Raw genomic sequence first — 12263 nt, forward strand, 5'->3', positions numbered from 1 at the left:
CGAGGAGTGGGGATTGCGCAGTGCCGGTACGACGGGGCCTTAGGCCTGGCGGGTCGGCAGGACGACCAGGTGGCGCAGGTTGACGTGCCGGGGGCGGCTGACGGTGTACACGATGAGGTCGGCGACGTCCTCGGCCGCGAGGGCCGGGATGGCGTCGAACATGCCGCCGAGCTGTTCGCGCAGCACCGGGTTGTCGATGTGCCCGGCGAGTTCGGTGTCGGTCAGTCCGGGCTCGATCGCGCTGACCCGGACGTCGCGCGGGCCGAACTCGCTGCGCAGGGCGGCGGACAGCTGGGTGAGCGCGGCCTTGGTGGCCCCGTACACCGCGTAGTCGGGGAAGACCACGTGCGAGGCGATCGAGGAGACGTTGACCAGGTCGGCGGTGCGGCCCTCGGCGGCGGCCGCGGTGAGGTCGGAGCCGAAGGCGCGGACGATCCGCAGCGCGCCGGTGAGGTTGGTGTCCACCATGCGGGTCCACTCGTCGATCCGGCCGTCGGCGAGCGGGTTGGGCAGCATCACCCCGGCGTTGTTGACCACCAGGTCGACCGGGCCGTAGGCGTCGTGGACGGCCTTCGCGGCGGCGTCCACCGAGGCCTGGTCGGTGACGTCGGCGGTGACGGCGAGGGCCTGCCCGCCCGCGGCGGCGATCTCCTCGGCGAGGGAGTCCAGCCGCTCGGTGCGGCGGGCGAGCAGGGCGACCCGGGCGCCGGAGGCGGCGAGCAGCCGGGCGGTGGCGGCGCCCATGCCGCTGGCGGCCCCGGTGACGACGGCGGTGCGGGCGGCGAGGGACGGGTGGCTCATCGGGGGCTCCAGAGGGTTCGGCCGGGCTGACGCCGACCACTCTGCGCGGGCCGCGGCCGGCTACCCAGGGGTGCGTTCCTCCCGGGCACCGCCAGCCTGGGACGGGCCTACCCGGGACGGGCCATCCCGGGACCGGGGAGCCTGGGAGAACCGGTGCCACCCTCGGGACACCCCTCCGCGGCTACCCTGCCCGGCATGGAGAACACCCTGGGGGACTTCCTCCGCTCGCGCCGGGCCCGGATCCTGCCGGAGGAGGTGGGCCTGCCCTCGCACGGCCGCCGCCGGGTGCGGGGCCTGCGCCGGGAGGAGGTGGCGCAGCTCGCGGGCGTCAGCGTCGACTACTACGTCCGGCTGGAGCAGGGCCGGGGCGGCAGCGCCTCGGACGCCGTGCTGGACGCGGTGGCCCGGGTGCTGCGGCTGGACGGGGTGGAGGCCGCGCACCTGCGCTCGCTGGTCCGTCCGCCCAAGGCGCCGGCCGCCTCCGCCGCCCGGATGCGGGGGCGGCAGCGGGTCCGGCCGGGGACGCGGCTGCTGCTGGACCTGATGACCGGGGTGCCGGCCTTCGTGCTGGGCCGCCGGATGGACGTGCAGGCCTGGAACGCGCTGGGCGACGCGGTGAACGGTTTCTCCACGCGTTCCGACGCCGGCCCGGACGGCCTGCCCAACCAGGCCCGGCACGCCTTCCTCGACCCGTCCGCCCGGGAGTACTACGGGCAGTGGGACGCGGTCGCCGCCGAGACCGTCGCCTTCCTGCGCCGGGACGCCGGACTGCACCCGGAGGACCCGGAGCTGGCCGCCCTGGTGGGCGAACTGTCGCTGCGCAGCGCGGAGTTCGTCCGGCTCTGGGCGGACCACCTGGTGCGGGAGAAGACCCACGGGGTCAAGCAGGTGAACCACCCGCTGGTCGGCGGACTCGACTTCGGCTACGAGACCCTGGGCGTCAACGGCTCGCCGGAGCAGCTGCTGGTCGTCTACACCGCCCCGGCGGACTCGCCCACCGCCCAGAAGCTGGCCCTGCTGGCGAGTTGGACGGCTCCGGGAGCGGCGGCCGGGGGCGCGGGAGCGGTGACCGAGGGTGCGGGAACGGACGGGGCGGCCGCCGAGGGGGCGGAAGCGCCCTGAGCGGGCGATCCGCGCCGGGGCGGCATAGCCTTTCAGTCATGAGCGCCTGCGAAGACCTCGCTCTGGCTCCTCAGGACATCGAGCCCCGGCCGCCCGCCGACGGTTGCGCCGACTGCCTGGCGCAGGGCCGCCGGGACTGGGTGCACCTGCGGATCTGCCTGGACTGCGGTCACATCGGCTGCTGCGACTTCTCGCCGCAGCGGCACGCGACCGCGCACTTCCACAACTCCTCCCACCCGGTGATCCGCTCGTACGAGCCGGGGGAGGACTGGCGTTGGTGCTTCGTCCACGAGGTCATGGGCTGAGGCGGCCGGCCCCGGACGGCGCCTCCACCTGCCCCCCGCGCGTACGGTGCCCATCCCTGTCCCCGTAGCGGCAGGTCGGCTTCTCCGCGGTGGCACGGGCCCGCAAGCCGGATAAAATCCGGACATAACGCCCGTGCGGCCCCTCCGGCCGGCATCCGTCCGGCCCGGAGGCCGACGAAGGGAGGCCGACGATGACCAAGCGAACGCCCGGCAGCACCGCCAAGCTCCGCCAGGGCACCCAGGACCTGCTGGAGCGCCGGGGCATGGCGAGCCCGCCCACCCGGCTCGCGCCGGAGCCGAGCGCCGGCTCGATGTCCTACGCCGCCGCCGGGTACGGCGTCGGCGAGGCCTTCCGGCACGGCGGCCGGGACGCGGCGGGCGCGACGGCGCACGCGGCCCCGGCGATGCACGCCGAGCTCAAGGGGCACCGGCACCGTGGCGCGGAGAAGCACTCCGCCCACTGAGTCGCGACGCGCGCGGGGGCGGGTGGCCGGATCGCGGCCGCCCGCCCCCGCCGCGTGATTCCCCGACGCCCGCCCCCGACGCCCGACCCCGACCCGCGATGCCTTGATCCCTGACGCGTGGTCAGGGGTGCGCTCGGGGAAGGTTCGGGGCCGTTCCCGGATGTCGCGGCCCGAGGCCGTCCCGAAGACTCTCTCCTGTCCGAGTGCCCGAGCCGCCGTCGGCCGGGCGGGCCGCCGACCAGGGCGGTCCGACTCCCGCCGGGCGAGCCGCCGTTGGAGAGACTCCCCATGAACAGCCCTGCCCGTACCGGTCGTTGGTCCGTCCTCGTGGCGACCGGCGCGCTGCTCGCCGCCGCCACCGTCGGCGTCGCCACGATCGGCGCCGCGACCCCGGCCCTGGCCGCGGCCGCCTCCCCGGCCGCCTCCCCGGCCACGTCCCCGAGTGCCGTCGACACCACCGCCTCAGCCACGGCCCGCCCCGGTCCGCTGGACCGGGAGTCGCTCGCCGAGACCCTCCACTCGCTGCCCGACGGCGTCACCGGCGCGCTGGTCCGGGTCGGCGGCCAGGACGCCCGGTGGCGCGGCACCTCGGGGGAGGACGTGCCGGCGAACGCCCGGTTCCGGATCGGCAGCGTCACCAAGGTGTTCACCGCGACGGTGCTGCTCCAGCTCGCCGGCGAGGGCAGGGTCGACCTGGACGGCACCGTCCAGCAGTACCTGCCCGGACTGCTGCCGGCCGACTACCCGCCGGTCACCGTACGGCAGTTGCTCAACCACACCAGCGGCCTGCCCGGGGGCGGCGGGATGACCTCCGGGGACGGCAGCACGGCGTGGTTCGCCGCGCACAAGGCGGTCTCCTACAGCCCGCAGCAGGTGGTGGCGGACATGCTCACCCAGCCGAGGAGCTTCGAGCCCGGCGCCGCCCAGCAGTACAACGGCAACAACTACTTCGTCGCCGCGCTGGTGATCGAGAAGGTCACCGGAGACGACTACGCCGACCAGGTGCGGCGGCGCATCACCGGCCCGCTCGGCCTGCACGCCACCTACGTCCCGGCCGCCGACGACCTGACCATCCGCGGCCCGCACGCCACCGGCTACGTGGACGTCCGGAACGCCGACGGCAGCACCGCCCGGGTGGACGTCACCGAGCAGAGCCCGTACCCGTGGGCCGAGGGCGGCATGATCTCCTCCGCCGCCGACCTGGAGCGGTTCTTCGAGGCGCTCTACCGCGGCCGGCTGCTGCGGCCCGCCCAGCAGGCCGAGGTGTTCGCCGTCCCGGAGCTGTTGAACGACCACAACAAGAACTGCGAGATCGGCCCGACCGCCGGGCACGCCTGCTACAGCACGGCCGGCCTGCTGCGCACCGTCCTGCCGAACGGCACCGAGGTCTGGGGCAAGAACGGCTCCCGGCCCGGCTACACCACCGGCGTCTTCGCCACCCGCGACTTCTCCCGCAGCGTGGTCATCGGGCTCAACCCGACCGGCATCACCGGCGAGGAGTTCCCCACCCTGTGGAAGCTGGTGACCACCGGTTTCGGCTCCGGCCAGGCGTACGGGCAGCACTGAGCCCCGCCGCTCCCGGGCGGCCGGAGCGGCCGAACCCGGTCGCGAGCGCCGCTGTCAGTGGGGTGCGCTACGTTCGTCGCGTTCACCAGGGCACACGGCAGGACGACGGGGGCGGGCGCACGATGGCCGACGTGATCACGGAGGAGCCGGTCGAGCTCCAACTGGAGCGGTACCGCACCGAGCTGACCGGCTACTGCTATCGCATGCTCGGCTCGGTCTTCGAGGCCGAGGACGCGGTGCAGGAGACCATGGTCCGCGCCTGGCGCGGGCACCGGGGCTTCGAGGGGCGGGCCGCGCTGCGCTCCTGGCTGTACCGAATAGCCACCAACGTCTGCCTGGACGCGCTGAACGGCCGCAACGGCCGGGCCCGGCCGATGGACCTGGCCGGCCCGGTCACGGTGGCCGCCGCGCACGGCACCCAGCTGCCCGAGGTGACGTGGATCGGTCCGGCGCCGGACGGCCGGGTGCTGCCCGAGACGGGGGATCCGGCCGAGGTGGCCGCCCAGCGGGAGTCGGTGAAGCTGGCCTTCGTCGCCGTGCTCCAGCGGCTCGCGCCCCGGCAGCGGGCGGTGCTGATCCTGCGCGAGGTGCTCGGCTGGAAGGCCGCCGAGGTGGCCGAACTGCTCGGCGTCACGGTGGCCTCGGTCAACAGCGCGCTCCAGCGCGCCCGGGCGGTGCTCGCCACCGACGCCCCGGCGGTCCGGCCGGCCCCCGCGCTGGACGAGGACCACCGCGCGCTGCTGGACCGCTACGTCCGCGCCTTCGAGGCGTACGACATGGACGGCCTCGCCGCGCTGCTGCACGAGGACGTCACGCTCAACATGCCGCCGTTCTCGATGTGGCTGCGCGGGCAGGAGGAGATCCGCGACTGGATGCTGGGCCCCGGGCACGGCTGCCGCGGTTCCCGGCTGCTCCCGGTGACGGCCAACGGCGCCCGGGCCTTCGGCCAGTACCGGCCGAGCCCGGGGGGCGGGTACGAACCGTGGTCGCTGATCACGCTGGAGGTGTCAGGGGGCCGGATCACCGGGGTCACCAACTTCCTGGACACCGAGGCGCTCTTCCCGCTCTTCGGCCTCCCGCCCCGGCTGGCGGCCGAGTAGCTCCACCAGGGCCGCGTCGTCCAGCGGATCGTCGGCCAGCGGGTCGTCGGCCAGCGGGTCGTCGTCGATCGGGGTGCCGTTCAGCGGGTCGTCGGCCAGTGGACCGTCCGGCCCCGGGAACAGCGCCGCGAGCCCGCTGAACACGAGCAGCTCCCGCAGCGGGCCGCTCGCGTTCAGCAGCACCACGCCCACCCGGTGCCGGGCGGCGGCCAGCCGGAGCCGGGCGAGGGCGTCGACGAGGGCGAGGTCGGGGGCGGTCAGCGCGCCCAGGTCACAGGTCAGTACGGCGTCGTACGGTGTGGTCCTCATGCGGGTTGGACCGTCGCGGCGCCGCCGACTCATCGGTCCGGGGGCGAATCCGCCGCTCGGGTCCGGCGTCCGGTGGCAGAGTGGGACGACCGAACCGCCCTGCCCCAGGAGAAGCACCGTGACGGCTGAGCCCTTGAAGTCCCGTGAGGAATGGCTGGCGTCCCTGCCCCGGATCTACGCGGCGGCGGGCTGCCTGCTGCGGGACGAGTCCGGCCGGATCCTGATCGTGAAGGCCGGGTACCGCGAGCACTGGCAGTTCCCGGGCGGCACGATCGACCTCGGTGAGGGCCCGGTCGAGTGCGCCGTGCGGGAGCTGGAGGAGGAGACCGGGATCGTCCAGGCGGCGGGCGAGCTGCTGGCCATCTCCTGGACCCACGCCTCGGCCGAACTCGACCACCCCGCCCAGCACTTCATGTTCGACTTCGGCACCGTCCCGGACGGCACCCCCGTGACCGTCCCGGCCGGTGAGCTGGACGACTACCGCTGGGTCGCCGTCGAGGAGGCGCTGGACCTGCTCGGCCCGGCCCGTTCGGCCCGGCTGCGGGCGGCGCTGGAGGCGGCGGCCGACGGTCGAGTCCGTATCGTCACCACCCACGTCTCCGGCTTCTGATCCGACTGCCGACCCGGGTTCCGCGCCGGGTTCTGCGCCGGGGTCCGAGCCGGGTTCTGGGTGGAAGTGCCCTGCGCCGGGCGGGAGTTCCGTCCGGCGCAGGGCTCCGGCGGCTCACTGCTGAGGATCGGACTCCGTGTTCCGGGCGGCGATGACGGCGGCGATCGCCTCCGCGACGAAGGTCTCCGCCTCCGACTTGTCGACCTTCAGCCCGGCCAGCACGCCCTGGCCGTTCTCCTGCTCCAGCAGCGCGAGCAGGATGTGCTCGGTGCCGACGTAGTTGTGCCCGAGCTTGAGCGCCTCGCGGAAGGTCAGTTCCAGCGCCTTCTTGCTCTCGGCGTCGAACGGGATCAGCGCGGGCAGTTCGGCGGCGGCGGCCGGCAGGGCGGCGCCGGCCACCGCCCGCAGGGCCTCCGGGGTGACGCCCTGGGCGGCGAGCGCCTTCGCGCCGATGCCCTCGGGCTCGGTGATCAGGCCGAGCAGCAGGTGCTCCGTGGTGATCTCGGGGTTGCCCGCCTTGCGGGCCTCCTCCTGTGAGGCCACCACGACCTTGCGGGCCCGGGGGGTGAACCGGCTGAAGCCCTGGCTGGGGTCGAGGTCGTTGGGGGTGCCCGGGTCCTTGGGGACGAACCGCTTCTGGGCGGCCTGCTTGCTGACGCCCATGCTGCGGCCGATGTCGGTCCAGGACGCGCCGGAGCGGCGGGCCTGGTCGACGAAGTGGCCGATGAGGTGGTCGGCGAGGTCGCCGAGGTGGTCGGCGGCGATGACCGCGTCGGAGAGCTGGTCGAGCGCGTCGGGGTGGACCTTCTTGATCGCGGCGATCAGGTCGTCGAGGCGCAGCGGAGTGCTGTTGGGAACAACGGGATTCTCCATGCGTCAACCGTAGGTTGTCGATCCGAGGATCGTCAACCATTGGTTGACGCTATTCGCGAGTGGTGTTCCGGCGTCCTCAGGCGTCCGGCAGCAGTCGCTGTCGGACGGCGGCGATCCGCTCGGGCGCGACACCCGCCGCGAGCAGGTAGCCGTCCGGGTCGAACCCGTCGAGCGCCGCCGCCAGCGCGGCCTCGGCGGTGGTCCCGGCCTCGGCGAGCGCCGCGTCGATCCGGCGGAACGGGTCCGGCAGGCCCAGCATCCCGTACAGCGGGCGGATGTTGGGGCCGCTCAGCAGGTAGTCCCCGGCGATCGCGTCCCGGTCGACCCCGGCCAGGGCGAGCAGCAGCAGGGCGGCCAGGCCGGTGCGGTCACGGCCGGCGCCGCAGTGCACGACCACGCCGCCGGGGCGGGCGCCGGCGATCGCGGAGACCAGCGCGGCGGCGGCGTGCGGGCAGTGGTCCAGGTACGGGCGGAGCGCGAGCGGGGTGCCGTCCAGCTGTCCGTGGGCCTCCCACCAGGCGGGGCCGGCCAGCTCGTCCAGCGGGACGCGGATCAGCTCGACGTCGTCGGGGAGCGGGAGGAGCGGCTTGTACTCCTCGGCGTTGCGCAGGTCGACCACGGTACGGACATCGTGGTCGAGGAGGGCGTCCCAGCCCTCGGCGGTGAGGCGGTCCAGGTTGTCCGCCCGGACTATCGCGCCCCGGGCGGTGAGTCGGCCGGAGGCGGTGGGCAGTCCGCCCAGGTCGCGGACGTTCAGGCAGCCGTCCCAGACGAGCGTGCGGTCCTCGGTACTGCTCGGCGCGTGCGTCGTCCGGTTCATGGGGCTCCCCGTTTCCTCGTCGGGGGTCCCGTTACCCCCTCGTTATGAACGACTCCCGGGAGATCCGGATGGTTCCTCGCTGTTCGAGTCCTCGGAACCGGCTGTTCAGAGAAGGAGGCGGGAGGAGTGGCCGCCCGCTCAGGCGGCGGTCGGGGCCTCGGCCTCGGCGCCGACCAGCCGCTCCATCGGCTCGACCGCGATCTGACCGAGCATCGAACCGCCCACGATCGCGCCGACCAGGAAGACGGTGGACAGCCAGGCCATGGTCGACACCGGCAGGGTGAAGGCGCCGACCACCCGGGCCGCGCACTCGGCCAGCAGCGCGGTGCCCCAGATGGCCGAGAACAGGCGCTCGTGGCGGTGGAAGGCCCGCGACCCGGCCGCCCGGCCCTCGACCAGGCGCTGCCAGGCGGCGGCGCGCTCCCGTCGGCCCTTGGTGACGAAGGGCATCAGCATCGGGGTCATCACCGGCCGGCCGATCAGCGCGGAGACCAGGATCGCCACCGCCACGGTGCCGCTCAGCCCGCCGTCCTTGGCGATCATCATCCGGGCGTCGCCGGTGACGAAGGTCAGCGCCAGGCCCGCCAGGTTGACGGCCAGCATCAGGGAGGCCCACAGGTTGAGCCTGCGCTCGGACAGCAGGCCGAGGACGGTCCGGGCGGCCGGGAAGGCGGTGCTCCAGGCCAGTGCGGCGAACTCGCTCAGGCCGAGGGCCGAGTGCAGCAGGTAGTAGCCGGCCAGCGGGGCGACCACGTCGAGGGCGAGCGGGCGGAGCCCGGAGACCAGCGGGTTGGGGGCCTTGGCGTGGGCGGCGCCGGTGGCCGCGGTTCCGATGGCGGCGGCGACCGGGGAGGCGACGGTGCTGGTGACGGCGGCGGCACTGACGGTCTGGCTCACGGTGGGTTCCTCCCCGGCTGGTGGCCGCGGGCCACTGCCCGCGTCGTGCCTCCAGTCTTTCCGTCCGACCCTCCGTCAGAGCAGTGCCGTCCGTTGCGTCATCCGCGTGACAGTTGTCATGGTGAGCGCCGTGACACCGCCTCCGACCTGCGGCTTTCCGCTCCCGGGCGGCCCTAGTCCTCGGCGGGGAAGGTCCACAGCTCGCGGCCCAGGGTGTCCAGGCAGCGGACGGTGCGGAAGCGCTCGTCCCCGGCGGACAGGAAGCCCCGCGCGACGCCCGCCAGGACGGTCCGGGCGACGCCGTCGCCCCGGGTCCAGGCGCCGGTCAGCAGCAGGGCCTTGTCGGCCAGCTCGGCGCGCCGCACCCGGGCCACCGAGGCGGCCTCCAGCGCGGCGTTGACCGTTTCCAGCTCGGTGGGGAGGAGGTACGTCTCGCCGGTGGGAGCGCGGTCCGCCTCGGCCCGGCGCCGCAGTTCGGGCAGGCCGTAGTGGCGGACGGCGGCGACGGCGTCGTCCAGCGGGAGCTGCCAGCGCGGTCCGGGCAGCACCTCCCACCAGACGTCCTCGCCGACCGGCAGCACCTCGCCGATCCTGGCCCGCCAGGTCTCGAAGCCGTACCGGGTGCGCGGGTCGGGCCGGTGGCCGGGGAGGTCCGCGACGGTCCAGTCGGTGCGGCGGACCACGCTGAGGTCGAAGGTGAAGGGCACCCGGTCGGCGGCGGGGCGCTCGACCAGGCCGAGCAGCAGCCAGTGGGTCTCGTCCGGCAGGCTGAAGGTCCGGCGCCACCCGGTGAGGCCCAGGGCGCGCAGGGCGGGGGCGAGGTGCTCGCGCAGGCCCTTCGCGTGGAGCTCGCGGAGCTCGTGGGCGGTCGTCATCGCGGTCTTTCCCTGCTGGTCGTGCTGCCGGTGGAGGGCGTCGGCGGTGCCGGCTCCCCGCCCCTGCCGGGCCGGCCGGCGGCGGTCCCCGGCGCGACGGCTCGTACCGCCGGGGAGGGGCGTGCGACCGGGGCCCGCACGGGTCGTGCGTGCGCCCTCGGGCACGGCGGGGCCGGGTGGCGGGCCGGGTGCGTCGGCGGCCCCGGCGTCCGGGGCGTCGGCGGCCCGGACTGCTTCGCCTACCGACAACGTAGGCCGGGCGGGCCCCTTCGGGCCGTGGGCGAACGGCAGCAGTCCTCGGGACCTTGGCCCCGGCCGGACCGGTCCTTCGGCCGGAGCCGAAGTGTTCGCCCGAATGGCGCATCATGTGGCGGGTGCAGAGTGCAGAGCGCCCCGGAGCGGGCACCGACGGCCCCGTCGGCCGGTCCGGACCAGTACCACCCGCCGGCCTGCCACCGGGCCCGGCGGCCGCCGCTCCCCCCGATCTGACGGAGGCGGTGCGGGCCGCGCAGGGCGGGGACGAGGAGGCGTTCCGGCTGCTGTTCCGGACCGTCCAGCCGGGCCTGCTGCGCTACCTGCGGGTGCTGGTCGGCGGTCGGCCGGAGGGTGCCCAGGACGCCGAGGACATCGCCTCCGAGGCCTGGCTGCAGATCGCCCGCGACCTGCGCGGCTTCTCCGGCGACGGGGACGGCTTCCGCGGCTGGGCCGCCACCATCGCCCGCCACCGCGCCCTCGACCACCTGCGCGCCCGGCGCCGCCGTCCGGTCGCCGACCTGCCCTTCGAGCAGCTGGTCGAGCTGGCGGCGGGGGACGACACGGCGCGGGCGGCGCTGGCCACGGTCGGCACCGCCGACGCGCTGGCCCTGATCTCCCGGCTGCCGCGCGACCAGGCCGAGGCCGTGCTGCTGCGGGTGGTCATGGAGCTGGACGCGGAGAGCGCCGCCCGGGTGCTCGGCAAGCGGGCCGGCAGCGTCCGGATGGCCGCGCACCGGGGGCTGCGGCGGCTGGCCAAGCTGGTCGAGCCGCTCGCGTCCGGGGGCGGCATCCCGGCGGCCCGGAGCGGCGAGGTGGCGGCCCGGGGCAGCGGGGTAACGGGCGGCGCCGGAGCCGGAACGGCCGAGGGAACGGTGGACGGAACGGCGGACACGGCGGCGGCCGGAGTGGGCGCGGGCGAGGCCGCCGGGCGACCCGCGGGGAAACCCGCGAAAAAAAGTTCTCCGCAGGGTGTGACAGAACGCCGGGCCGCGACGCTGAAGGACATGAGATGAGCACCAACCGATCCCGTCGGATCGACCGTGATGCCGCCGAGCAGCTGCTCGGTGGTGCCGTGGGCGGCCCGTCGGCCGGGCAGGACGCCTCGCTCACCGGACCGGACGGCGGTCCCGGGCAGCTCGCCCGGGTGCTCGCCGCGGCCGCCGCCCCCGCGACGGCCGGCGAACTGGCCGGGGAGGAGGCCGCCCTGGCCGCGTTCCGGGAGGCGAGTCTCACGCCCGACCCGACAGTGACCCCCGTCCGGAGACGATCGATGGCAACCGCCGCGCTGGCCAGGGCCTTCAGCACGAAGGCCACCGCCGTCGTGCTCGGCGCCACCGCGCTGTGCGGTGTCGCCGTCGCCGCCGGCACCGGCAACCTGCCGTCCGCCCTGGGCGGTGGCCCGTCCGCGCCGGAGCACACGCTCGCCGGCCAGGACGCGGCCACCGGTCCCGCGGCGGGCTCGCCCGCTGCCGGACCGTCCGCGGGTGCGGCCCCGTACGGTGCCGTGGCGTCCGGCTCCGCCCGTCCGTCCGGCAGTGCCTCCGCCGGACCGCAGGCGGTCGTCCCGTCCGACCCCGCGACGCCCGGCACCCCCTCCGCCGAGAGGCGCGGCGGCCGTTCGGCCGTCCCGCCCGCACTGCTCGGCCTCTGCACCGGCTTCACCGACCGTACGGCCAAGGGCGACCGCCCGGCCCGGCTGGTCGGCGATCCGCTGTACGGCCCGCTGGTCACGGCGGCCGGCGGCGCGGACCGGGTGGCGGACTACTGCGAGGCCGCGCTCGACGACGAGGACGGCGACCACCAGGGCGCCGGCACCCCGACGGGCGACCCCGGCCGCGGCGGCACCGGCAAGGGGAACGGCAGCGCCAACAGCGGCGGCAACGGCAACGCCAACAGCGGTGGCAACGGAGGCAATGCCGACGGCAACGCCAACGGCAACGCCAACGGAGGCCGTGGCAACGCCACCAGCGGCGGCAACGGCGAGGACGGCGGCGGCAACGGGACCAGACCGGGCAAGCCCGGCGTGACCGTGCCCCCGCCACCGGGCGCCGTCCCCCCGTCGGACGTCCGCCCGAGCAGGTCCGCCCGGCCCGGGAACGAGCAGTAGGCCGGGAGACACCCCCCCAGGACTCCGGGTGGGCGGCGAGCGACTCCCCCCGGGCTCGCCGCCCACCCGGAACAGCACCACCCGAAGTACCGCACCACCCGCAGGAAGCAGTACCACCCGAAGACCCCCGGGTGGCCGGTCGGCTCCCCCGTGCCAACC

14 protein-coding genes are annotated in these 12263 nt (G+C 75.4%); 8 read left to right on the forward strand and 6 right to left on the reverse strand.

The genetic code is table 11. The features are described from left to right. Positions 1–39: 39 nt before the first annotated feature. The gene (locus ACFRQN_RS05260) at positions 40–801 is read right to left on the reverse strand and encodes an SDR family oxidoreductase (protein ID WP_380738385.1); all 762 of its coding nucleotides are present in this window, start codon (positions 799–801) and stop codon (positions 40–42) included. 195 nt (positions 802–996) lie between these two features. Between ACFRQN_RS05260 and ACFRQN_RS05265 the strand changes: the two genes are divergently transcribed. The 5 genes from ACFRQN_RS05265 (at position 997) to ACFRQN_RS05285 (ending at position 5358) form a co-directional block, all read left to right on the forward strand. Continuing rightward, on the forward strand, positions 997–1923 hold the full coding sequence (locus tag ACFRQN_RS05265; RefSeq protein ID WP_380738387.1) for a helix-turn-helix transcriptional regulator: 927 nt from the start codon (positions 997–999) through the stop codon (positions 1921–1923). A gap of 38 nt (positions 1924–1961) precedes the next feature. Beyond that, positions 1962–2228 carry a UBP-type zinc finger domain-containing protein gene (locus ACFRQN_RS05270; RefSeq protein WP_049660172.1) on the forward strand — a complete coding sequence of 89 codons (267 nt, stop codon included), beginning with the start codon at positions 1962–1964 and terminating at the stop codon, positions 2226–2228. A 191-nt stretch (positions 2229–2419) separates the two neighbouring features. Further along, the gene (locus tag ACFRQN_RS05275) at positions 2420–2692 is read left to right on the forward strand and encodes a hypothetical protein (RefSeq protein ID WP_049660170.1); all 273 of its coding nucleotides are present in this window, start codon (positions 2420–2422) and stop codon (positions 2690–2692) included. 288 nt (positions 2693–2980) lie between these two features. Then, on the forward strand, positions 2981–4258 hold the full coding sequence (locus tag ACFRQN_RS05280; RefSeq protein ID WP_380738389.1) for a serine hydrolase domain-containing protein: 1278 nt from the start codon (positions 2981–2983) through the stop codon (positions 4256–4258). 122 nt (positions 4259–4380) lie between these two features. Then, on the forward strand, positions 4381–5358 hold the full coding sequence (locus ACFRQN_RS05285; protein ID WP_380738391.1) for a sigma-70 family RNA polymerase sigma factor: 978 nt from the start codon (positions 4381–4383) through the stop codon (positions 5356–5358). Here ACFRQN_RS05285 and ACFRQN_RS05290 read toward each other — a convergent pair. Next, a complete protein-coding gene (locus ACFRQN_RS05290) occupies positions 5266–5667 on the reverse strand; it encodes a hypothetical protein (protein WP_380738393.1) in 402 nt (133 codons plus the stop codon). The two genes, ACFRQN_RS05285 and ACFRQN_RS05290, sit on opposite strands and share 93 nt — an antisense overlap. A 118-nt stretch (positions 5668–5785) precedes the next feature. Between ACFRQN_RS05290 and ACFRQN_RS05295 the strand changes: the two genes are divergently transcribed. Further along, positions 5786–6277 carry an NUDIX domain-containing protein gene (locus tag ACFRQN_RS05295; RefSeq protein WP_380738395.1) on the forward strand — a complete coding sequence of 164 codons (492 nt, stop codon included), beginning with the start codon at positions 5786–5788 and terminating at the stop codon, positions 6275–6277. A 114-nt stretch (positions 6278–6391) separates the two neighbouring features. On the opposite strand, the gene ACFRQN_RS05300 is transcribed toward ACFRQN_RS05295, so the two are convergent. From ACFRQN_RS05300 to ACFRQN_RS05315, 4 genes are all read right to left on the reverse strand, one after another. Further along, positions 6392–7150, reverse strand: coding sequence for a Clp protease N-terminal domain-containing protein (locus ACFRQN_RS05300; RefSeq protein ID WP_049657457.1), 759 nt, complete (start codon positions 7148–7150; stop codon positions 6392–6394). Positions 7151–7226: 76 nt separating this feature from the next. Continuing rightward, positions 7227–7970: a tyrosine-protein phosphatase gene (locus ACFRQN_RS05305; protein WP_380738397.1), complete on the reverse strand. Its 744-nt coding sequence runs from the start codon at positions 7968–7970 to the stop codon at positions 7227–7229. A 138-nt stretch (positions 7971–8108) separates the two neighbouring features. Next, a complete protein-coding gene (locus ACFRQN_RS05310; protein WP_380738399.1) occupies positions 8109–8867 on the reverse strand; it encodes a VC0807 family protein in 759 nt (252 codons plus the stop codon). Between the two features lie 173 nt (positions 8868–9040). Further along, entirely contained in the window at positions 9041–9742 is a 702-nt protein-coding gene (locus ACFRQN_RS05315; RefSeq protein WP_380738401.1) for a hypothetical protein, read from the reverse strand. 365 nt (positions 9743–10107) lie between these two features. Between ACFRQN_RS05315 and ACFRQN_RS05320 the strand changes: the two genes are divergently transcribed. Further along, entirely contained in the window at positions 10108–11010 is a 903-nt protein-coding gene (locus tag ACFRQN_RS05320) for an RNA polymerase sigma factor (protein WP_380738403.1), read from the forward strand. Continuing rightward, positions 11007–12104 carry a hypothetical protein gene (locus ACFRQN_RS05325; protein ID WP_380738405.1) on the forward strand — a complete coding sequence of 366 codons (1098 nt, stop codon included), beginning with the start codon at positions 11007–11009 and terminating at the stop codon, positions 12102–12104. Before ACFRQN_RS05320 ends, ACFRQN_RS05325 begins: the two co-directional genes overlap by 4 nt. Positions 12105–12263: the final 159 nt, after the last annotated feature.

The sequence above is a fragment of the Kitasatospora sp. NPDC056800 genome (assembly GCF_042789775.1).
Taxonomy (GTDB): Bacteria; Actinomycetota; Actinomycetes; order Streptomycetales; family Streptomycetaceae; genus Kitasatospora.